This is a genomic window from Streptomyces sp. NBC_00376 (assembly GCF_036077095.1).
GTDB lineage: Bacteria > Actinomycetota > Actinomycetes > Streptomycetales > Streptomycetaceae > Streptomyces.
Window position 1 is genome coordinate 1 of record NZ_CP107962.1, and the last position, 21,958, is coordinate 21,958.

The following is a 21,958-nucleotide window of genomic DNA, read 5'->3' on the forward strand; positions in this document are numbered from 1 at the left end:
CCCGCAGACACGACGCGCCGCCACTACGCGGCGGAAAAGCGGGCACCGCGCTCCGCGCGGTATCGGCCTGCGGCCCGAGTTGCCGGGTCACTTCGTGACCCTTGGTCGTGGTCGGAGCTCCGCACCGACCACGTGAGCATCCACTCCGTGGCTGCTCAGGGCCCGCTACGCGGGCGGCTAGCTAGGAGGGGTGGCCTCGGTCGGAACGGGATGTGACGGAACGTGAGGAACGGGCCGGACACCCGAAACCCTCCCCCACCATGCCCACCCAGACAGTGCGTCAAAACCTGAACCCAGATGAGATTGGGAATCAGGACGCGCCCCCCTAAGCCACCTCACGGCCCCTCAAAAATCCCACTCCCCCGAACTCACCCACCATCAAAATGACAACTCTTGGACACCCGGAAAAGCAACTGAATGCAGCTCAACTAACCAGCAATTCCGCTCCCGAAGGTGCGTCAAAAAAAACCTGCTATCGGGCTCTTCGGACTTACGCTCGCGTGAACCCGTGACTCGAAGTGGTAGCGCCGCCGCAGTCGATCACCGACTTCACCTACGACGATCACCAGCACAGCACTCGCCGCACACCCCCGAGAAGTCCGTCGCGTGGCTTGAGCAGAACCAGCTCACACTCTGTCCTGGCCACTGTCGCGGCGGCGGCGGTACAGCGCATGCAGGCTAAGGACAACCATCGCACCGGCTATGACGGGCCACCACAAGGAAGCACCGTGCTGTGCCAGCGCTATGCCCTTTATCAGCAGTGTGGCCGAGACCAGGACGCCGAGCCATCCCATCGCGATGTCGACCGGACCGCCATTCCTGAGTAGATTCTGCATATTTTGCCTACCTCTACGCTGTGGCACCACACGATCACGGTCCGCGCGAGTGTACCCATCACGCGTCTCACACCAACACCTGGGCCGAGGTTGAGAAGCAGGTACTTATCAGGTCTTCCATGCGTGCGTTGGTCTCGCTGTAGCCGCTCTGGTCCTGGGTTCGCACCGCAGTGAAGACAGCCACGTAATAGGGGGGTTCATAGGCCTCGACGGGCGCGACAGGCGCTTCCGAGTGATCGCTCATGGCGCCACCGTAGGGCCGGATGTGCCCAACGATCCAGCGTCCTTCCTGAACGGGATACATGAGGGATCGGGTCGATGACCGAAGCCGTCTGAGCGAAACGGCCGGGCACCAGGCCCGGCCCGCGCGCGGCCCCGCCGACGCACGAGAAGGGACTGGCCGGCCGCCGATCCCCGAAGCGCTCCCGCCCGCCCCGCCCCCACCCTCTCCATTTCGGCAGTTCGGGCGGCAGGGGGTACGCAGAGGGGATGTCAGCACCCCGACCACACCTATACAGGCGCGGCGACCTGCGCAAACGCCCGACGCCGTGGAGAGAGGGTCCAACAGATACCGCAGGAGATGCTGCACGAGATCGTGCAAGGGATGACGCAGGAGATCCCAGGCCCGAGGATCCCGCCGGCCCTTTCGCGCGGGCAGCTGCTCGGCGTCAGCAGTGCCCAGGAGCGCATCGTGCTCGATCCGCTCGGCGGGCAGCAGCCGCGGGCGCGGTGCCGCCCTGGTCGGGGGTGTACGGGGTGTCGGGGCCACGCACGGGACGGGGCTGCGCTTCCGGGGACAGCGAAATAAAGACTCAGGGCGCTAGATCACTCCTTCGCCCAGTGCTGAGTCGACTTCGACGGCTCGCAGGACCCCACGACCGGCCAGCCGGACCTCTCCTCGAGACACAGGCTGCTGTCCAGGTTCACGACGGTGCTGCTGGTACCCGTGCGCCAGTTCTGGCGGCTGGAGCCGCAGTCGGCCATGGACAGCAGATTTCTGTTGACATGCAGGCATTGGTCGGCGGACTCGTTGTACAGCACGTAGGAACCGTCCGAACCGGCCTTTGCGGTCCAGTTGGTCGCCGGGGTGTCCGCGCAGGTGTCGAACACGACGCTGTAGGACACGGCCAGGCACTTGCCGTAGCCGACGTCCCTGAGCCGGAAGCGGCCGCTGGACGCGGGCGGTGTCGCCGGGTTCGACGCCCCACTGGAACCATTGCTTCCGTGGGAGCCGCCCGCGTCACCCGACCCGCCGGCTGCGCCTTTGGTGGGGTCCGTGCCGGCCCCGCCGCTGTTCGACGAGCTGCCGCCGTTCGACGAGCCGCCGCCTGTGGAGCCGCCGCTGGCTGTGGAGCCGCCCGCGGTTTGGTGAGGTGTTGCTGTGACGGAGGTGTGGGGGGAGCGGCCCGGTGAGGCAGAGCCGCCTGTTGAAGGCTTGTGGGTGGACGTCTGGTCCGGCTTGCCGTCCGCGTTGCCCTTGTGGTCGTTCTGGTCGCCAGGCAGCTGGGTGCCGGCGTAGACAGCGAGGGAGACGACCACGACACCGACCGCGATCAGGGAGAGGACGAGTCGCCGCCGCCGCTTGGTGTCACGGCCAGGGGGCGGCGGGAGCGGCGCAGGAGCGGGTGGGCGGGGCTGGTTCGTATGCGAACCGTCCTGCTCAGGGTCCGGTTGCTGCTTCTCCAGTTGCTGGTCGCGCTTGTACGCCGTGAGGTCGGGACGGATCCGGTCGAGCTTGGCAAGGGCTGTCTTCTTCTCCGCGGCCCGGTCCTGGTTCTGGCTCTTCAGCGAATCGATCTGCTGTTCCAGAGCGATCCGGTGCCGGCGTTCCTCATCCCGGTCGCCGCGCAGGGTCTCCAGTTCCTCGGTGAGCTCGACGATCTGTTTCAGGGCTGCGTTCGTCGCGTTGTTCAGCTCGCGGATCAGGAGGGTGTTCTGGTAGTCGATGAGCATCTGGCGGTGGACGTTGTGCGGGTTCGCCCGCGCGCAGTACAGCTGCAGCAGCTCGCCGTACTGGCGCAGGAACACCGCTGCGGCCCCGTCCTGCAGATTCGCGTGTTTCCGTGCCTCCTCGATCAGCGCCTCGACGAATTGCAGGGGCGGAATGTTGGGCTGTTCACGCTTTGCGTTCTGCCAGGTGCTGACCTTCCCCTTCCCGAAGCCGTATGTGTCCGCCAGTTCATTCGTCGACAGTCCGGTCATTTCGACGAGGCCGCGAACCAGCTTCTTGAAGCTGCTGAGCGCCTCCCACAGCCGCTCCTCCTCGTCCTCGCCGCCGAAAACGTCTAACTGCTGGTCAGCCACTGGTTCTCACATCCGAAGAGGGGACGGCATTGTGCCGCGCGTGCGTACCAGGATCCTCCTGGTCTCTAGTACTTCTCGTGACCGCATTCCGCTGGTCGCCCCCGCACCCTGTGCGGGGACAAGACGGGGGACGTCTCTCCTGGTGCTCGGCCGGTTCCAGGAGCGCGGACCAGAGTGTGAAAGGTCCTCACATGCACGGCCACGACCCACTGCTCATCGTCCTGCTCCTCGCCCTGGTCGGTCTGGGCATCGGCTGCGTCCAGCACCGCTGGCCCGCGATCGGGGAAGCGATCGACATCGCTACCAAAGTCCTCATCACGCTCATCGGCCTGCTCATCTTCGCCAGCAGCGGCACGACCGGACAGAACTCGCCCACCAGCCCCGTACCCGCGCCGTCCGTGTCAACAGCCCCAGCAGACCAGGGCCAAAGCCCCGGGGATGGGCAGTAGTTCACGTCCATACCTCGCACCCTGGCCCACCCACGCGCACCGCCGCCCTCCACTTGGGCCAAATCTGAGCATCGGAAACCGGTGCTGGTCGCGCTGCTCCAGTGGGCGGCGTCCGCGAGGACCAGGCTGATGGTCGCGCCGTACCAGGCCCCGGCCCGAGCGCGGCCCCGCCGACGCGCGAGAGGGACTGGCCGGCCGCCGATCCCCGAGGCGCTCCCGCCCGCCCCGCCCCACCCCTTTCTCTTTCGGTAGTCAGGCGGCAGGGGGTGCGCAGAGGGGATGTCAGCACCCCGACCACGCCTCTACAGGCATGGTGACCTGCACAAACACCCGACGCCATGGAGAGAGGGTGCAACAGGTGCCGCAGGAGATACCGCAAGGGATCGCGCAGGGGATGACGCAGGAGATCCCAGGCCGGGGCGGCCGTTGAGGCGCTGCAGCGTCTCAACGGGCTGGGAGCCCCACCCTCATCTACGTGGGCGGCGCCCTGCGCGTCCCAGCGGCCCGGGATGCGCTACCGAGACTTCCGTTGCCGCTCGCTCTACGTCATTTGCGGGAGGGTGCTGCCTCGGGCGCCAGGGCCGGTCGCGGGAGAACGGGGTCACAGGCAGTCGTTGGTGACGTCCCAGCAGGTCTCTTCCGGGAAGGGGTCCTCACTGGGTGACGGGGAGGGTGTGAAGATCGGCGGCGGAGGTTCGTAGACGGTCGATTCCCGATGGGATGGTTGCGGCCCGGGTCTGTTGGAAGGCTGCTTGTTCTTGGTCGGGGCCGAAGGCGTGGCTCGGGGGGTGGTGCCGGGCGGGGTGTGGTCTGCCGGGGCCTGTGCCTGCCTGTCTGGGGAGGCTGCGTTTGTGGCTGGGGTGCTGGGTGCGAGGGCCGGAGGTGTGCTGGACTTTGTTGACGGGGTTGGTGTGTGTGTCGCGGGCGTGTGTGGCTTGCTGATGTCATCGTCGGGGGCCAGAGATATCCCCGTTATGGTGGCTGTGACGAGAAGGATTACGGCACTTGCCCCGAGCACGAGCTTTGGCCGCCGGTGAAGGGGTGCCGCCCGCGCGGGAGTGGTTTCTTCCTCTGCTGGTTTCGAGGCCTCCGGTTGCGGGGGAGCCAGGTCGCCGTCGTCCGTTGAAGGAGCCGGTGCCGCTGCCGTGGCAGCAGACCCGTTCTTCCCGGTCCAGGAACGCTCTTGCGGGATCCTGCCGGGACTTGCTGCGGCGGGTGGGCCGCCGTTCTTGTCCTCCATGGCTGTGTCACTGAGGGCTTCGTCCACGCTGTACGCGGGCTCGCCTGCCGTCGCCGGCCTGGTGGACGTGGCGGCGGAGGAGTTCTCGGTCTCGACAGCCAGGCGTCGGCGGGCTTTCGCCCACGCGTCCACCATGTCCTCGTCACCGCCGCAGGCCCGGACGAAGGAAGCCAGGAGCTGTTCCCTGGGTAGTTCCGGCCGGTTCAGGGCGCCGGCGAGCGTGGTGCGTGGCAGTACATCCCCCGCGGTATCGGCCCGGCGCTCCAGCTGCCGGTAGCTCAGCCCCGCCCACAGACGTAACTGCCGCATTGCTGCCACGAGCTGGGCGGGATCCGTCGCATCCTGCGGCTGGGGTAATCCGTCGTCTGCCGTCGTGCCCCGGTGGTTTTGTCTGAGCTCCGTCACCTTCGGCAGCTTAGGACAATCTGAGAGCGTGGCGCCCTGTGGGTCAGGAGGCTCTCCGCTGTCGCGCGATGTCGTTCAGATCGCCGGAACAAGGCCTTCTCCGAGGCGCCGGCTGGCGTCACAGTGGCGGACATCGCTTGGTCACCGGCAGCGAACCCGGGCCCCGGGCCTGGATGTCCAGGCCCGGCGTCGGTCCGCAGGCTCAGGCTGCCGAGGCCTTGACGCCGCCCTTGCCCCGGTAGTCCGGAGTCTGCGTCTTCTTCTGGGACTGCTTGTGCTGCCCAGTAGGCGTCGTGGTCGTGGCGGAGGCTGTCTTCTTCTGGTCCCGAAGCTTGGCGACGCGGTCGGTGACGCAGGTGTCGTACCCGCCGCACTCGGTACGCGCCTGCTGATACAGCGGGTCCGCGTTCGACTTCTTCGCCTTCTTCGTCGACTCCGCGATCGCCTTCGCGTTCTGAGTCCTGCGCTCGTTCATCTGGCCGGTCTTGGCGGTCGTGGTCTTGTTCACGTCCGTGGTGCGGGGCTGAGTGCCCTTGGCGGTGGTCGCCTTCTTCTGGTCCCGGAGCTTGGCGACCCGGTCGGTGACGCAGGTGTCGTACCCGCCGCACTCGGTACGCGCCTGCTGGTACAGCGGGTCCGCGTTCGACTTCTTCGCCTTCTTCGTCGACTCCGCGATCGCCTTCGCGTTCTGCTTGCGGAGCTTGGCGGTGCGGTCGATGACGCAGGTGTCGTACCCGCCGCACTCGGTACGCGCCTGCTGATACAGCGGGTCCGCGTTCGACTTCTTCGCCTTCTTCGTCGACTCCGCGATCGCCTTCGCGTTCTGCTTGCGGAGCTTGGCGGTGCGGTCGATGACGCAGGTGTCGTACCCGCCGCACTCGGTACGCGCCTGCTGGTAGAACGGGTCCGCGTTGGACTTGTCGGCGACCGCTTTCGCGGTGTCGAGCGCTTTTTGGGACTTGATCAGCTCAGGAGCGACCTGGCGGGTGGCGTCCTGCGTGAATCCCTTGGAGGTGTCGAAGCCGCGGAAGAGGACCTCGATCTCGTTGTTGTCCTTGATCTCGTTGTAGTCGTCGATGATCCGTTTCGCCAGAGCCGGGTCCTTGCGTGCCTGCTCCAGCAGCTGCTGGTTCCTGCGGTCCAGGTGGGCTGCGTAGTCCTGGCTGATGCCGTCGGCGATGACCCCGGCGATGGCGTCAGCCATCTGGTTGGTGCCCGTGCTGCCCCGGAACCCGGCCTTCGGGGTCTTGAGACTGCCCCACCCCTTCCAGGACGTCATGGGGTCGGGGGCGGTCGAGCTGGTGGTCTTCTTCGACGTGACCGTGGGTCCGGTCACGGTCGTGCCGGTGGTCTTCTTCGACGTGACCATCGGCCCGGTCACGGTCGTGGTCGTAGTCCCCTTCGGCGTGGTCGTGGGCCTGGTCGCCGTCGTGCCCTTGGTTCCCTTCGATGTGGTCGATGTGGTCGATGTGGTCGGTGTGGCGGTCGGGTTGGTGGAGCCCGGTCCCTTCGGAGGCTGCTTCGGGTCGCGCGGTGTTGTACGCGTGCCGCCGGTGTCGCTGTCGTCGTCCGGCGGTCCCTGGAGCCGGCGGCGGTCGGCCTCGGCCTGGGCGAGGTGCGCGCGGGCCGTGTCCAGCTGCCGCAGCTTCTCCCGGCGGTCCGGACGGGACTTCTTCGTCTCTTCCTCGAGACTGGTGATCTTGTTCCTGAGGTCGGTGATCTTCGTGTCGAGGCCTTGGATCTTCGCCTTGACGCTTTCCGCGTCCGGCCGGGTTTCCATGAGCTTCCGGTACCGCTTGGCCACGTCCTTTTCCTGCTTGCGGGCCACCTCCCGGTCACTCTCGAGCTTCTCCCGCTCGGCGAGGGTCTGGGCCCGTTCGATCTTCTGGTTCAGATCGTGGATCTCGTTCCCGGCCTTGGTGAGCTGTCGCCGCAGCCCGTCGGGAGTCTCCTGCGACCGCCGTTTGAATTCCTCTACATCCTGCGCAAATTTCGGCAGATCGTCCTTGAACGAGAAGCCGGAGATGCCCCTTTCCAAGAGGCGCTTGGCTGCGATCTGCCGGGCCAGCTTCCACTGGTAGTACGGGTCGTGACCGTCCAGCGTGGCCGCGACCCAGGACTCGTACATGTGCCACTGCAGCCGTTCCCAGCGGCTGGGCTCACGCCCCGAGGAGTCCGAGGCCGGAGCCGGCGGGGGCGGCGCGGCCGACGCCGTCGCCGCCGGCCCGACCAAGGTGAAGCCGACCACGGCGATGACGGCCACCAGCACCATCCGCACAGACACCGGCCAGCGGCGGGGCTCACGAGCCAGCCACCAGCCGGCCCCTCTCCCCCGGCGGGAAACGGTCTTACGCAAAGAGACGTTCACGGGATTCCTCCTGAGACACGGGGCGCCGGGCGGCCGAACCCGCCGCGGCTTCGCATTCCGGGCCTCACCCCGCGGTCATGAACTGCTGGAGGAAGCCCCCGCACCGGGCACCGACGAACGGCAGCGGAGCGGTACGAGAAGCGTCGCGGGGCCACCGACCCCCGCACAACAGACCAAGGAGTCCGGGACAGTCCGGGCCTGTCCGCACAGGTCAAGGACCCTGTCCGACCGGACGGTCCCAGGCTGTCCAGGGCACTGCAAGATCTGGCGGGAGACTACTGAGCCGGACAGCCGCCTTCCGGCGGTGTGCTGCGGGCTCCGTCCACGTTCGTCATGCCGAAGGACTGCGGCGGGGTCGGCGGGTATCCGCTCGGGAGTGGATCGCCGACCACGCCTACACGGCCAGGACGCTGACGGCCGGGCGGGTGACCGAGCTGGAGCAGCTCGGGATGGTGGGGTCCGAGCAGGAAGCGGCCTGGGCGGACGGCACGGCAGTTCCACGCCCGCGAAGGACACCTACGACACAACGCCGGACCGACCTCGATGAACTCGGCATGCGTCGCCTGCGCGGTGATGGTCTGTAGGCGCTGTTGGAGTTGTGTGGGCCGTCGTGCACATCGGCCTGTCCTCCGTCACTCGCCGCAGGGGCTGGCGACAGCATCGCCGCCGTCGGCCCGTCTGACCTCATGACCGATCCCAGGCCCGACGGGATGGGAGGGGCACTCTTTGCTCAGAGTGTGGCAAGCGTCACGCTTTGCATTCTGTTGACGGAGGGGGCCGATTACTACCTCCAGCCGGGGCGGACAGTCCTGCGATTGGCTGCCCCCGTGTCCGAGGTGGCGAGCATTTGAAGGGATGCGACCTCGATCGCCTTACCCTCATGTGTTACTTACTGGTAGAGACAAAGTAGTTGAAAGTATTTTGGATCTGTCTCCCCATCAGGGGATGTCACTTTCCGTGGAGTTGAGGGTTTAGTCCAACCTCGAGAACACCTGTGTGTTGTCGCAACCCGGTAGAGTCTGTCTATCGCCTTTCCCTTTGGGTGCTTCGGTCGTCTTTCTCGATCGGGGTCGACCGCCCCGGGAGGGAGGTGATGCGAGATGGAAGCACCCCCGCCTACGCGCGGGGAGAGTCGGACCCGCAAGGTCGTTAAGCAGGCTCTCGGTTGGTTGGCGCTTCAGGGGCTCAGTGCCCTGCTGCGCTACCTGCTGGACCTGTAAACGGCGGCGGGCCCCCTGGTAGGACAAGGGGCCCGTGCGGAGCCGAAGCTCCCATTCGCCGGCCTCGTGCCCCCGGTATCGGTCTAGCTAACCACAGGGGGTACGGGGCCATTCTTCTGTGCGGGGTGAGCGCCAGAGTGCGTCCCTCACCGTGCGCTCAACGCAATCAAACTTCGCGTATTTACCTGCGTCCAGCTAGCTGTTTGGCCACTAAAAAATACCAACCAGCAGGTCAGGGGCTTCAACTACTCTTCGGAGTCACCAACTGGTGTAACGCTAATGTACCCCTAAAGGGGACCTGCCGGTAGCTGAGGAGGATGACCATGACTCGTGGCCTGGCGGATTTTGATCCAGCTGCTCTGCTTGCGTTCCGAACCAGCCACATGGGAGTGGACCAGGACGGAAAGGTTTGGGCGGTGCCTCTGACAGCTGCGGCTCTTGCGGCACGAGTTGGCACGACGAAGGCGCAGATCTTGGCCTACGAGAACGGGCACCAGACACCTGACCCCAAGCGCATCCGTGAGCTCGCGGACGCCTTGGACGTGGATCCGCAGATGCTGATGAACCAGAAGCGCAGAAAGAACTGGGACCTGGCAGACATCCGTCGTGCGAGCGGGCTCACGGCACGAGACGTGGTTGAGGCACTGGGCATCTCACCGAAGTCCTACCGCAGATTCGAGCAGCACGGGATCGTGCCCGCGCGGCGCCCCAAGTTCCTTGATGACGTGACAGATGCTCTGGGTGTGGCGCAGCGAGACTTACACGCGGCCATCGACAACGTCCCCGCGGTGAGGGAGCGGCGCCGGCAGACAGCGGTTCTCACCGAGACATTGGCGGACCGGTATGTAGCCCGGCCAGGAACCTGGAAGGGGCCGAACATCGACGACCCCTGTGTTCTACAGCTCTCTGCCTTGTACGGGCGTCCCCCGCAGCGGATACGGCGCCTCATGACACACCTGCTCGGTGAGCTGAGGCAGATGTCAGTAAGGATGCAACGCGAAAAGATCATCGCCGACTTCGATCCCGAGCCCATGCGGCAACAGCGTGCGTGGGCAGCGATAGAACGCTGGGGCGAGGTCTATGACCAGGAGATCGACAGGATCCCCAGACTGCTTGAGGGGTTTCATCGGGCAGCCCAGCCCTCTGACGCATGGCAAGTCCTGGTGAACCTGCACGATGCAGGCACGCAGCCTGACGGATCGTGGGTCTTTTCCGCCTTGCTCGGGAGTTCCGAGACCTTGCGTCTGCTGCCGCGCTCCCTGGCACGGCAGCAGACGTTCAACGAAGTGGCAGCAGCACAGCTGACACCCAGTGGTCACATGCACGTGCGGAGCTTTCAGGAGCTTTATGCGGCTCTCTACCCGGGCCTTCGGCGTCCACGTCCCCAGGTGTCACGGCACCCCCAAGGAGCCAATCGAGCAGCTCGACCTGAAGCGGCCTTCACTCTGCCCGGCCGACAGGAGCGATTCGTCATCCCGCACTATGTGTTGGATGAGCTGCTCCTCGCCGGCAAGAGCTCCCTTGAGCTGACGGTTGCGCCGAACCTTCGCTTCACTTTCGGCCTCAACGGAAGTTCCGTGACGTCTAGTGGTCCAACTCGTCCCTAGAGCGGCGCCCCTGATTCAGGCCCGGCCCGTGGTCGGGGCTGCGATCGGCCCGACCACGGGCCAGCGCCTACTCGCGGGAACGGCGACGAGGACCAGGCGGCTGCGGGCGAAGGCCGGCCACCGGGGCGCTGCCAACACTGAGGGCAGGACCTGTCCAGCGGTGGGACAACTGGAACAGGTGGAACGGCCCGGTTCTCCCGGTGGAACGCTGGAACAGCGATCCTCCCGCTGGGTCGCCTGTTTCAGTGTCCACAGCCGGACATGGGAGTGTCCAGGTATTTCCAGGTCTGGGGTCCGACCTGGCCGTCAGGACTAAGGCCGCTGCAGCGCTGGACGGCGCGTACGGCGGTGTCGGTGCTCTCTCCGAAGTTGCCGTCGACGGTGAGCGTGTAGTCGTAGTTGGAGTTCAGCAGGCACTGGATCTGCTTCACCTTCGAGCCGACCATGCCTTTGGCCATGGTCTGGGTGCGGTCCCAGTTGTAGCGGCAGTTGGCGCGGCCGACGGCGCCGGGCGAGGCGGCCGTACTGGGAGAGGCAGAAGCAGAGGCTGGGGAAGATGCCTCGCCCTTGGCTGAACTGCTGGGGCGCGGTGACTTCGTGTTCGTGTCCTCCCCGCCAGTGGAGTCCTGGTCCTGGTCCTTCTTCTTCTCGCCATCCTTCGGGGCCTTGGTCGGTGCGGTGCTGCTCTTCGAGGGCAGGGGAGTTTCGTCGACCACTGGCTGGTCATCGCCGGGACGGTTGTCGCCACCGGTCCCGGGCTGGGAGACAGCGGAGTCCTTCGTCTCGTGGACCGAGTACCAGCGCCCGACCAGCAGCAGCGCAGCGAGGACGGCGGCGATCAGCGCGAGGATTTTGACCCGGCTCCGGGAGGCAGCTGTTGGCTTTGCTGGTTCGGCAGGGCTGGACGTGGATGGTTTCTGGGGGGCAGCGGCCGGCGTTGCCGGTTCGACCGGGCCGGGCGTGGATGGTGCGGGGTCCGGGCTGGCCGCTGCGGGTTTCGGAGTTGCGGGGGCGGGTGTGGGGTCCGCGGCTGTCGGCGGTACGGGGTCCTGGGCTGTCGGCGGTACGGGGTCCGGTACGCCTGGGGCGGGGTCTGCCGGTGCGGGAGCGGACGTCGCTTCCGGCGGTGTCTCCTCTTGGGTGTCCGCGGCGCGGCGGGCTTGGTCGGCGGTGTCCCAGAGGCCGAGCAGGGTGTTCTTGTCCAGTCCGCGGCGGGAGCAGAGCCGTTCTACCGCTGTCCGGGGTGGGAACGCGGTGCCTTTGAGGACGCGGTTCCAGGAGGAGCGGGAGTAGCCGGTGTCGTGGGTGAAGGCGTCCAGGGAGAGGTTCTTGGACTCCTTGACCTGTCGCAGTGCCTGGAGCAGTGCGGTGACTTGTGGCAGTGGCTGCGCGGGTGGCATGTCGCCTTGTTCGGGTCGCACGGGTCTTCCCCCCTGTACCGATGATCGTCGTGTTCCGTGGCCGTTTCTTTTCGCAGGTCAGGGGCCTTGTGGAACGGCCGGGACGGCGCGGTACGGCTGGAATGGCGATCAGGCTACCGGTGGGACGGCGGTACCCCGAATCTTCATCTCGTCGACGCCGCAAAGGCGCGGCGCAAACTGCCTGCCGGGTGTGTGCCGGTGGGTCTGACGAGGGGTGAAGTCGTGCGGATCATCAGCAAGAAGACGGGTCTTCAGGCGGGTGCCATGGTGGCGGTCGCGGCCGCTGGATTTGGCCTGATCAGCTTCTCCGGGAACGAGCAGGCGCAGGCGAACAGCCCGGCCGCGTACAGCGTGAAGGGCTTCGACACCAGCCACCACAACGCCCACCCGATCCAGTGGTCGGCGTCCGTGAGCGCGGGGTACTCGTTCGTGTTCCAGAAGGCGACGCAGGGCACCGGTTACCGCGACCCGCAGTTCGCCGGCGACTTCGCGGCCGCGTCGCGGGCCGGGCTGATGGTCGCGCCCTACCACTTCTACGACACCGGTTCCGGCGCCGCCCAGGCCGACCACTTCATCCGCACAGCCAAGGCCGCCGGCTACGACGGCAAGCGTGCCGGGCAGCTGCCGCCGGTGGTCGACCTGGAGAAGATCCGCGGCCGGTGCCCGGCCGGGGTGAACAACACCCAGGTCGCCGCATTCCTCACCAAGGCCCGTCAGGCGTTCGGGGTAAACCCGATCGTCTACACGTCGAAGGACTTCGCCGACACCTGCCTGCGCGGCGATGTCAGTGCTCTGGCCAACAGCCCGCTGTGGCAGCCGAGGTACGGGAGCGGGACGCGTGAGCCCGCTCCGGTCGGCGGCAGGTACTGGTCGATCTGGCAGTACACCGAGAACGGGACGGTGCCCGGCCTGCGGGGCAGGGCCGACGTCAACGTCTACAAGGGCACGCTGACCCAGCTCCGCGCCCTCGCCCACCTCTCCCCCGGCCAGTCCCCCACGGGCCCCGGCACGGGTGCGGGGGCTAGCGCGGGCACCGGCACCGGCACCGGCACCGGCACCGGCACCGGAGCCGGTACGGGGGCTGGTGGTGGTGCGTCTGCTCCGGCCGCGGCCGTGTGGCCGCTGCTGAAGAACGGGGCGCGGGGCGTGAACGTCACCACCGCCCAGCACCTGCTGGCCGCGGCCGGCCAGTCCGTCACCGCCGACGGGATCTACGGCCCGAACACCCAGAACGCCGCCGCCGCGTTCCAGCGGTCCCATGGCCTGACCGCGGACGGCATCATCGGCCCGAACACCTGGAACAAGCTGGTCCGCACTGTTGGCCAGGGCGCGAACGGATCCGCGGTGAAGGCCGCCCAGGCGCAACTCGTCGGGTACGGGAACCGCATCGCGGTCGACGGTGCGTTCGGTCCGGCCACCCGGAACGCGACGGCTGCGTTCCAGCGGTCCCACGGCCTGACCGCGGACGGGGTCGTGGGTCCGAAGACGTGGAACAAGCTGGTCAACGGAACCAAGACGACCCAGCCCGCTCCGACCACGCCCGCTCCGGCGAACGGCAGGCTGACCCAGCGCCAGGCCCTGACGCAGCTCGCCGCGGCCGGGATCAAGGCCCCGGTCGGGCGGACCTCTCTGGCGGGTGTCCGTGCCCGCACGGTCCAGGGTGTCATCGCTCTGAAGAAGGCCAGCGGCGGGTGCACCATCGTCATCACCGGCGGCACCGAGTCCGGCCACAGCACCAGGGGCAACCACTCCCACGCAGGCGGTTACAAGCTCGACCTGCGCACCCGTGACGAGGGCAGCTGCGTGACCAACTGGATCAAGACCACCCAGCGCAAGGGCGCTCCCCGGGGCACCGACGCCCGCTGGCACGGCACCCTGGCCGGGATCTCCGCCGAGTACGTCTACGAGGTCCCGCGCAGCGGCGGCGTCCACTGGGACATCACCTTCATCTGATCCCCGCCCCCGCCCCCGGGCCACCGGCGGCCCGGGGGCAGCCGCCACCGCACCATCCCCCTCATCTCCTTCCCGGCCCCCGGGCCGCGCCACGCCCCTGCGCGGCCCGGCCGGCCGGACCCACACGACACGAAAAGGGAACTCCGTCATGAACCGCAGCACTCTCTGGGCCACCCTGACCACGACCGCCCTCGCCATCGCGGCCTTCGCCACGCTCGGTACGCAGGCCCCCGACACCGCCAGCGCCAACAGCAGCGACCCGGCAGCCTCAGCCGCCCGCTCCGCCGCCCCCGCTTCCCGGAACCAGCAGCAGTGGCCCACCCTGCGCACCGGCGCCCAGGGCAGCGCGGTCACCACCCTCCAGCAGCTCCTCACCGCACAAGGGCACCCTCTTACCGCCGACGGCGAGTTCGGCCCCCTCACCGAAGCCGCCGTGCGCGCCTTCCAGGCTCAGCACAGCCTCCAGGCCGACGGCGTCGTCGGCCCCAAGACATGGAACGCCCTGACCACCACCCTGCGCACCGGCGCCCAGGGCAGCGCGGTCACCGCGCTCCAGCAGCTGCTCACCGCCCGCGGACACTCACTGACGGCCGACGGCGCGTTCGGGGGCCTTACCGCGGCCGCCGTCCAGGCATTCCAGAAGAACCAGGGCCTCCAGGCCGACGGCGTCGCCGGTCCGGCCACCTGGAACGCCCTGATCACCGCACCCACCGGCGCCCGGCCCGACACCGGCCAAACCGCCCAGCCCGGCCCCACCGGGTACTCGTTGAAGTTCACCAAGAACCAGAACCACCCGATGTACTCGACCCTCGCTCTCGTCCATAACGGCAAGGCGGTCAAGACCTACCGCGCCGGCTCCGGCATGGGAGTCACCAACGAGTGCGCCAGCGGCGAGGGATGGCTGCCCAGCGGCACCTATCAGGTCAAGGCACACGAGAGGGACCGCAACAGCGGTCTCCAGACAGGGATCAAGGGATACGCCATCCAGCTCGCCGACAAGACCTGCACGCCCAAGGCCGGCCAGAAGCCGGTCAAGCGCGACGCCCTGTTCATCCACAGCGAGATGCTCAGTGATGGCACGCAGGCCATCGACGTCCCGCTCATGGACGACGACTACTACCGGTGGGACGGCGACATCGACTACCAGTCCTGGGGCTGCATCAAGATCACGCCCGCCGACATCAAGGACCTGTTCACCCGCCTCGACCGGGCCGGCTGGCCGAAGAACCTGACCCTCCAGGTCAGCTGACACCAACACCACCCACGCCTGGTGGGCGGCACCCCGTGTGGGGTGCCGCCCACCAGGCGTTTCGCAGGTACGGCACCACTCTGTACCCGCGCCGAGGCGATGTCAGGCGGGATGGCGGGGCTGTTCCTCGCCGGCACGGCCACCGGCCCCGAGGATCCGCCGCGGAGACGGGGGCGCAGCCGGACTGGAACCGAGCACGCCCCGGGCACGCAGTTCATCGAGGTCGGACAGGCGCTCTCCGGGGAGAGCGTCGAGCAGGTCGGCCTGGGCGACATCGAACTCGGCACGGCGGAAACAATCAGCGCCTCCACAGCGCGATCTGCGCCAGTTCAGCCCTTGACCCCGTGTCGGTCAGATGATCGCAAGCCTACCCACCGTGGTCGCCCTTGCCTTTGCCCTTGTCCTTGTCCTTGTCCTTGCCACCGTGGTCGCCCTTGCCACCACCGTGGTCGCCCTTGTCTTTGCCCTTGCCCTTGTCCTTGCCACCGTGGTCGCCCTTGCCACCACCGTGGTCGCCCTTGTCTTTGCCCTTGTCCTTGTCCTTGCCACCGTGGTCGCCCTTGCCACCACCGTGGTCGCCCTTGTCTTTGCCCTTGCCCTTGTCCTTGTCCTTGTCCTTGTCCTTGTCCTTGCCACCGTGGTCGCCCTTGCCACCACCGTGGTCGCCCTTGCCACCACCGTGGTCGCCCTTGCCACCACCGTGGTCGCCCTTGCCACCACCGTGGTCGCCCTTACCACCACCAGCACTGCCCGTCGGACCAGTGGGTCCGGTACTGCCTGTCGGACCAGTGGGTCCGGTACTGCCTGTCGGACCAGTGGGTCCGGTACCGCCCGTCGGACCAGTGGGTCCGGTACCGCCCGTCGGACCAGTGCCGCCCGTCGGACCAGTCGGCCCGGTACCACCCGTCGGCCCGGTGCCACCCGTCGGCCCGGTGCCACCCGTCGGACCAGTGCCACCCGTCGGACCAGTGCCGCCCGTCGGACCAGTCGGCCCGGTACCACCCGTCGGACCAGTGCCGCCCGTCGGACCAGTCGGCCCGGTACCACCCGTCGGACCAGTGCCGCCCGTCGGACCAGTGCCGCCCGTCGGACCAGTCGGCCCGGGCGGCCCGGTCGGCCCGGTCGGCCCGGGCGCCCCGACGCAGGACGGCACGGTGATGGCGTTGTTGTCCAGGGTGACCGCGCTAGTACGCGCCAGGGCCCGGCCCAGGATCTCCGTGCCGTTCTGTACTGTGATGGACTCCGAGGCCAGGATGCTGCCCTTGAAATTGGAGAACGTCCCGATCGTGGCGGAGCTGCCCACCTGCCAGAACACGTTGCAGGCCTGAGCCCCATTGACAAGTCTGACGCTGCTCGCCGAGCTTGTGATCAAGGTCGATGCCGCCTGGAAGATGAAGACGGCGCCGGAGTTCCCCTCTCCGTCGAGGGTGACGGTCCCAGTGAGGGCCATTGAGCTTGTGGAGTTGTAGACGCCAGTCGTAAGTGTCTGGCCTCCGAGGTCGACGCCCGTCACGTCCCCTGTCGGAGTCCGACCCGCCGCGTCGTTGTAGGCGATGCCCAGGTCGTTCTTCGCCGTGAGAGCGGGACCGTTGGCTACGTTCTGAGCGCCGAAGACGAGACCGGGCGGGAAGTTCGTCACAGAACTCCCCGGGCTGAGCCCGAGGTCTCCGTTGAGAACGGTGGGAGTGACCGTGTTGGTGACCGTTGAGCCGGCCAGCACGGCGTAACTGATGCCCGTCCCCAGTCCCACCGGAGCCTCCGCTGCATACGCGGCGGTGGTGAAGAACGTGGTCGTGCTCAGCAGAGTCACACCGGACAGCACAGCGAAGGACGCCCTGCGCCAGATACGCCTGCGTCGGACTCGCTTGCGCCCGTCTTCCGAGAAGGCAGACGGAGCGGCAGCCACAGCCATTGAAGGTGGTCCTTCCTGTTTCGGGGTGAATTGCGTCTGCCGACCTGCAGCCGCTGCACATCAGGTGACGAACGCCCGCCTGAGCACCGAGTCCGCTGGAGCGGGAGACCGCAGAACACGCAGCGAACACACAGTGACGAATCATCACGCAAGGTTCACCAAGTGCGAACCCATGCGAACATAAGATGGCAATAAAGCCAGGAGGCGCGAGGGTGAGTGCGCATCACCTGTCGCACCGTCACGCCACCAGCGGTCGCGCGTAACACCTCCGGCCCAGCGCCCCGGCCGACCGACTCAGCCCCTTCGACGAGCGGACGACCGCGAGTGCCGCCCCGCCGTCCCGCCCATGGACGACGACTACTACCGGTGGGACGGCAACATCAACTACAAGTCCTGGGGCTACATCAAGATCACGCCCGCCGACATCAAGGACCTGTTCTCCCGCCTCGACCAGGCCGGCTGGCCGAAGAACCTGACCCTCCAGGTCAGACACCTGCGCCACCTACGCCTTGGTGGGCGGCACCCCGTGTGGGGTGCCGCCCACCGGGCGTTTCGCGGGTACGGCACCACTGGGGTACCGCACCATCGCCGAAGAAGTGTCAGGCGGGCTGGTCGGGATGGTGGGGCAGTTCCTCGTCGGCGCGGCCGGTTCCGAGGGTCCGCCGCGGAGACGGAGGTGCCGCGGGGCGCGTGCCAAGTACGCCTCGGGCTCGTAGTTCGTCGAGGTCGGAAAGGCGCTCTCCGGGGAGAGTGTCGAGCAGGTCGGCCTGGGCGGCGCGGATGCTGGGCGCGGGAGCCTGGGGGCCTGCGCCAAGGGCACGGCGGACGGTCACGCCGGTCATCGTACGGGCAGCACATCACCGGCCGCCCCGGCCGCCGGGCTCCCGTGCAACGGGGTGCCGGAGCGGCGGCCGGGATCGTGGTCCAGGAGCAGGATGTTGGCCCTGGCCTGCGGTGGTCGGGTCTGTGGTCGGCCTACGCCGGCCCGTGGTCGGGTCTGTGGTCGGGGTGGGCCCGACCACGGGCCGCTAGTTGAGGGCTTGGACCTCTCCAACCGCAGCGGTGAACACGGCCGGCAGATTTGTCGCAGTACCGCTGGCGGGCCAGCACGCTCTTGAACAGACGGAAGCCGGGGGCGGCACGGGAAGTGCGGCACTCGCGGTGCTGGTGTGAGCGCTGTCACCGGCCTCAGACAAGGGTGTCGTGTCCGGCGACGTGTGGCGGTGTCGCGACGGTCGCGCAGGAACCAAGGTGTCGAAGAGTGCGTTTCCTGGTTCAGGCGAAAACTGCACGGGACAATATGAGGTGGCGGGCCGTCAACCATCCGGTGGCGGGCGTGTCGGGGCGAGGGGAATCGCTGTGTCGCAGGGATGGAAGATCACGGTCATCGTGCTGGCGGGGGTGGGGGTTGTGTCCACTCCGTTGATCTGGTTGCTGGACGGTCCTGACGGGGGGCAGTTGGTAGGGGCCTCGGTCCAGGCCGCTGTCGGTATCGCCGCCCTGGTCTGGGCCCTGTTCCAGCATCCGTCCCCCGCCATCGGTCCCAGGGACAGTGTCGGCCGGACCGGGAAGGCCACCCGCGGTGGTGTTGCCGGCATCAAGCGGCCGGGTGGCCGGGGGCGTGGCTCGGCCACGGCCACGCGGACGGGTGAGGCCGACGGGGAGAACTCGGTTTCCGGCATCGACTACTCGAACTAGGACCCACCTGCATGACGAAAGCATCATTACGCACGGCATGGGGCGAGGAGCCTGAGCCGTCAGTGACCGTGAAGGACACCGGCGATGCGAGAGCCGCCGGCGATGAGATGGTTGTGACCGGGTATCGCGGCCCGGCCCCGGGAAACGGTAGTGAGCCCTTCTCCTCGGTCAAGCTGGCCGGGACCGGGGATGCGATCGCGTCCGGCGGGATCTCCAACACCGGCTACATCGGCACGCTGACCGTGCAGCGCGTGCCGCGGGAGCCTGCTTCCTGGCCGCATCAGGTCGGTGTGATCCCGTCCGCGGCGCGGTCGTTCCAGCACCGGGCAGAGGTGGACCGGCTGCGGGCTGCGGTCGATGGCGGAGGTACTGCTGTGCTGTGCCAGGTGCTGACGGGGATGGGTGGGGTCGGCAAGACCCAGCTCGTCGCCGACTACGCCCGCGCCGCCTGGGACGAGGGTGGTCTGGACGTCCTGGTCTGGGTCACCGCCAGCGGCCGCTCGTCCGTGGTGAGCGGATACGCGCAGGCCGGCGTCGAGCTGTGCCGGGCCGACCCCGACGATCCCGAGCAGGCCGCGAGGACGTTCCTGGCCTGGCTGGCCCCCAAGCGCGGGCAGCGGCCGTGCCGGTGGCTGATCGTCCTGGACGATGTCACCGACCCCGGCGACCTGGTGGCCAACCCCGACGATCCCGGCAACCGCTACAGCCTGTGGCCGCCCGCCAGCCCATACGGTCGGACACTGGTGACCACCCGCTGCCGCGACGCAGCCCTGTTCGGCCAGGACCGCCGCCGGATCGAGGTCGGTCTGTTCACTCCCGCCGAATCGGCCGCCTATCTCACCGCGGCCCTCGGCGCCCAGGGCCGGACCGAGCCCGCCGGCCAGCTCACCGCCCTCGCTGCCGAACTCGGACACCTTCCCCTGGCCCTGGCCCAGGCCGCCGCCTACCTCATCGACTCCGGTGACACCGCGGCCGGCTACCGCGATCTGCTGGCCGACCGCGCCACACGCCTCACGGACCTCGCCCCCGAGGCCTTGCCCGACGGACAGCCCACTGCCCTCGCCGCCGCCTGGTCCCTGTCCATCGACCGCGCCGACACCCTGCGCCCCGCCGGCCTGGCCCGGCCCATGCTCCACCTGGCATCTCTGCTCGACGCCAACGGCATCCCCCAGACCGTCCTGACCAGTGAGCCGGCCCGCGCTCACCTCGCCGCACACCGCACCGCAACCAACCCCGCACGAGCGCGGCGACCGAAGTGGTGGCCGGGCAGACGGCGGCACCCCACAGCATCCACGCCACCGGTCACCCTCAAGGAGGCGGTCGACGCCCTGCGTGCCCTGGACCGGCTCAGCCTCATCGACCACCAACCCGGCACCTCTCGCCCGGCCGTACGTATCCACCAGCTCATCCAGCGCGCCACCCGCGACACCCACACCCCCCACCAGCACCACCAGGCCGCGCGCACCGCCGCCGACGCCCTGATGGCCGCCTGGCCCAGGATCGAACGCGACACCGATCTCGCCCAGTCCCTGCGCACCAACACCGCCGCTCTCACCCGCCACGCCGAAGACGCCCTCTACCGGCCGGACGCGCACGCGGTGCTGTATCACCTCGGCCGCAGCCTCGGCGAATCCGGACAGGTCACCGCCGCCCACGGCCACTTCGAGCACCTCGCCGAAACCACCAGCAGCCGCCTCGGTCCCGACCACCCCGACACCCTCAGCGCCTGGGGCAACCTCGCCGCCATGCGGGGGGAGGCAGGGGACGCGGCGGGGGCCGCGCAGGCCCTCGCCGACCTACTCGATCACATGGTGCGGGTACTGGGCGAAGACCACCCCGACACCCTCACCACCCGGGGCAACCTCGCCGCCATGCGGGGGGAGGCAGGGGACGCGGCGGGGGCCGCGCAGGCCTTCACCGACCTACTGACCGACCGGGCGCGGGTACTGGGCGAAGACCACCCCGACACCCTCACCACCCGGAACAACCTCGCCACCATGCGGGGGGAGGCAGGGGACGCGGCGGGGGCCGCGCAGGCCTTCACCGACCTACTGACCGACCGGGCGCGGGTACTGGGCGAAGACCACCCCGACACCCTCACCACCCGGAACAACCTCGCCACCTGGCGGGGACGGGCGGGGAACGCGGAGGGGGCCGCGCAGGCCTTCACCGACCTACTCGATCACATGGTGCGGGTACTGGGCGAAGACCACCCCGACACCCTCACCACCCGGAACAACCTCGCCGCCTGGCGGGGACGGGCGGGGAACGCGGAGGGGGCCGCGCAGGCCTTCACCGACCTACTCGATCACATGGTGCGGGTACTGGGCGAAGACCACCCCGAGACCTTCACCGTACGGGGCAACCTCGCCACCATGCGGGGGGAGGCAGGGGACGCGGCGGGGGCCGCGCAGGCCTTCACCGACCTACTGACCGACCGGGCGCGGGTACTGGGCGAAGACCACCCCGACACCCTCACCACCCGGAACAACCTCGCCACCATGCGGGGGGAGGCAGGGGACGCGGCGGGGGCCGCGCAGGCCCTCGCCGACCTACTCGATCACATGGTGCGGGTACTGGGCGAAGACCACCCCGACACCCTCACCACCCGGAACAACCTCGCCACCATGCGGGGGGAGGCAGGGGACGCGGCGGGGGCCGCGCAGGCCCTCGCCGACCTACTCGATCACATGGTGCGGGTACTGGGCGAAGACCACCCCAACACCCTCACCACCCGGGGCAACCTCGCCTCCTGGCGGGGGGAGGCGGGGGATGCGGAGGGGGCCGCGCAGGCCTTCACCGACCTACTCGATCACATGGTGCGGGTACTGGGCGAAGACCACCCCAACACCCTCACCACCCGGAACAACTTCGCCTCCTGGCGGGGGGAGGCAGGGGACGCGGCGGGGGCCGCGCAGGCCTTCACCGACCTACTCGATCACATGGTGCGGGTACTGGGCGAAGACCACCCCAACACCCTCACCACCCGGAACAACCTCGCCTCCTGGCGGGGGGAGGCGGGGGACGCGGCGGGGGCCGCGCAGGCCTTCACCGACCTACTCGATCACATGGTGCGGGTACTGGGCGAAGACCACCCCCTCGCGCGGATGGTTCGACACAGCCTCGACCGCTGGCGGAAGGAAGCGGAGAGGACGCCGGACGTACGTAGCGACCGTTCGTGAGACACCGAGATCGCCTCGGTGTTACCGCAAGATGCGACTGTCACGCAGGCCGTGTACGTGCCTATGTGATGGTCACCTTCTTCCGCGGCTGCCCGCAGGGCCAGGTCCTCTCGG

General features: G+C 68.3%; 12 protein-coding genes. 6 read left to right on the forward strand and 6 right to left on the reverse strand.

The window, feature by feature from the left end; genetic code table 11:
• Positions 1 to 903: 903 nt before the first annotated feature.
• Entirely contained in the window at positions 904 to 1,080 is a 177-nt protein-coding gene (locus tag OG842_RS42935) for a hypothetical protein (RefSeq protein ID WP_443064098.1), read from the reverse strand.
• Positions 1,081 to 1,661: 581 nt separating this feature from the next.
• Positions 1,662 to 3,140 carry a ricin-type beta-trefoil lectin domain protein gene (locus OG842_RS42940; RefSeq protein WP_266738685.1) on the reverse strand — a complete coding sequence of 493 codons (1,479 nt, stop codon included), beginning with the start codon at positions 3,138 to 3,140 and terminating at the stop codon, positions 1,662 to 1,664.
• Positions 3,141 to 3,331: 191 nt separating this feature from the next.
• Between OG842_RS42940 and OG842_RS42945 the strand changes: the two genes are divergently transcribed.
• Positions 3,332 to 3,589 (forward strand): hypothetical protein, encoded by a 258-nt coding sequence (locus OG842_RS42945; RefSeq protein ID WP_266738684.1) that lies wholly within the window; start codon positions 3,332 to 3,334, stop codon positions 3,587 to 3,589.
• A 1,847-nt stretch (positions 3,590 to 5,436) separates the two neighbouring features.
• Here the strand turns inward: OG842_RS42945 and OG842_RS42950 are convergent.
• The gene (locus OG842_RS42950; protein WP_328512738.1) at positions 5,437 to 7,506 is read right to left on the reverse strand and encodes a hypothetical protein; all 2,070 of its coding nucleotides are present in this window, start codon (positions 7,504 to 7,506) and stop codon (positions 5,437 to 5,439) included.
• Positions 7,507 to 9,145: 1,639 nt separating this feature from the next.
• Here OG842_RS42950 and OG842_RS42955 point away from each other — a divergent pair.
• A complete protein-coding gene (locus OG842_RS42955; protein ID WP_266738680.1) occupies positions 9,146 to 10,429 on the forward strand; it encodes a helix-turn-helix transcriptional regulator in 1,284 nt (427 codons plus the stop codon).
• Between the two features lie 242 nt (positions 10,430 to 10,671).
• On the opposite strand, the gene OG842_RS42960 is transcribed toward OG842_RS42955, so the two are convergent.
• Positions 10,672 to 11,850, reverse strand: a complete 1,179-nt coding sequence (locus tag OG842_RS42960; protein WP_328512739.1) for a peptidoglycan-binding protein — start codon at positions 11,848 to 11,850, stop codon at positions 10,672 to 10,674.
• A gap of 222 nt (positions 11,851 to 12,072) precedes the next feature.
• Here OG842_RS42960 and OG842_RS42965 point away from each other — a divergent pair, with 222 nt between their 5' ends.
• Positions 12,073 to 13,803, forward strand: coding sequence for a GH25 family lysozyme (locus OG842_RS42965; RefSeq protein WP_266738469.1), 1,731 nt, complete (start codon positions 12,073 to 12,075; stop codon positions 13,801 to 13,803).
• A 148-nt stretch (positions 13,804 to 13,951) separates the two neighbouring features.
• Positions 13,952 to 15,052 carry a L,D-transpeptidase family protein gene (locus tag OG842_RS42970; RefSeq protein WP_266738467.1) on the forward strand — a complete coding sequence of 367 codons (1,101 nt, stop codon included), beginning with the start codon at positions 13,952 to 13,954 and terminating at the stop codon, positions 15,050 to 15,052.
• A gap of 367 nt (positions 15,053 to 15,419) precedes the next feature.
• Here the strand turns inward: OG842_RS42970 and OG842_RS42975 are convergent, their stop codons facing one another.
• The gene (locus OG842_RS42975) at positions 15,420 to 16,862 is read right to left on the reverse strand and encodes an ice-binding family protein (protein WP_328512740.1); all 1,443 of its coding nucleotides are present in this window, start codon (positions 16,860 to 16,862) and stop codon (positions 15,420 to 15,422) included.
• A 701-nt stretch (positions 16,863 to 17,563) separates the two neighbouring features.
• Entirely contained in the window at positions 17,564 to 17,797 is a 234-nt protein-coding gene (locus tag OG842_RS42980; RefSeq protein ID WP_266695672.1) for a hypothetical protein, read from the reverse strand.
• Positions 17,798 to 18,323: 526 nt separating this feature from the next.
• Between OG842_RS42980 and OG842_RS42985 the strand changes: the two genes are divergently transcribed.
• Positions 18,324 to 18,662 carry a hypothetical protein gene (locus OG842_RS42985; protein ID WP_266738463.1) on the forward strand — a complete coding sequence of 113 codons (339 nt, stop codon included), beginning with the start codon at positions 18,324 to 18,326 and terminating at the stop codon, positions 18,660 to 18,662.
• A 107-nt stretch (positions 18,663 to 18,769) separates the two neighbouring features.
• The gene (locus OG842_RS42990) at positions 18,770 to 21,844 is read left to right on the forward strand and encodes a tetratricopeptide repeat protein (protein ID WP_328512806.1); all 3,075 of its coding nucleotides are present in this window, start codon (positions 18,770 to 18,772) and stop codon (positions 21,842 to 21,844) included.
• Positions 21,845 to 21,958: the final 114 nt, after the last annotated feature.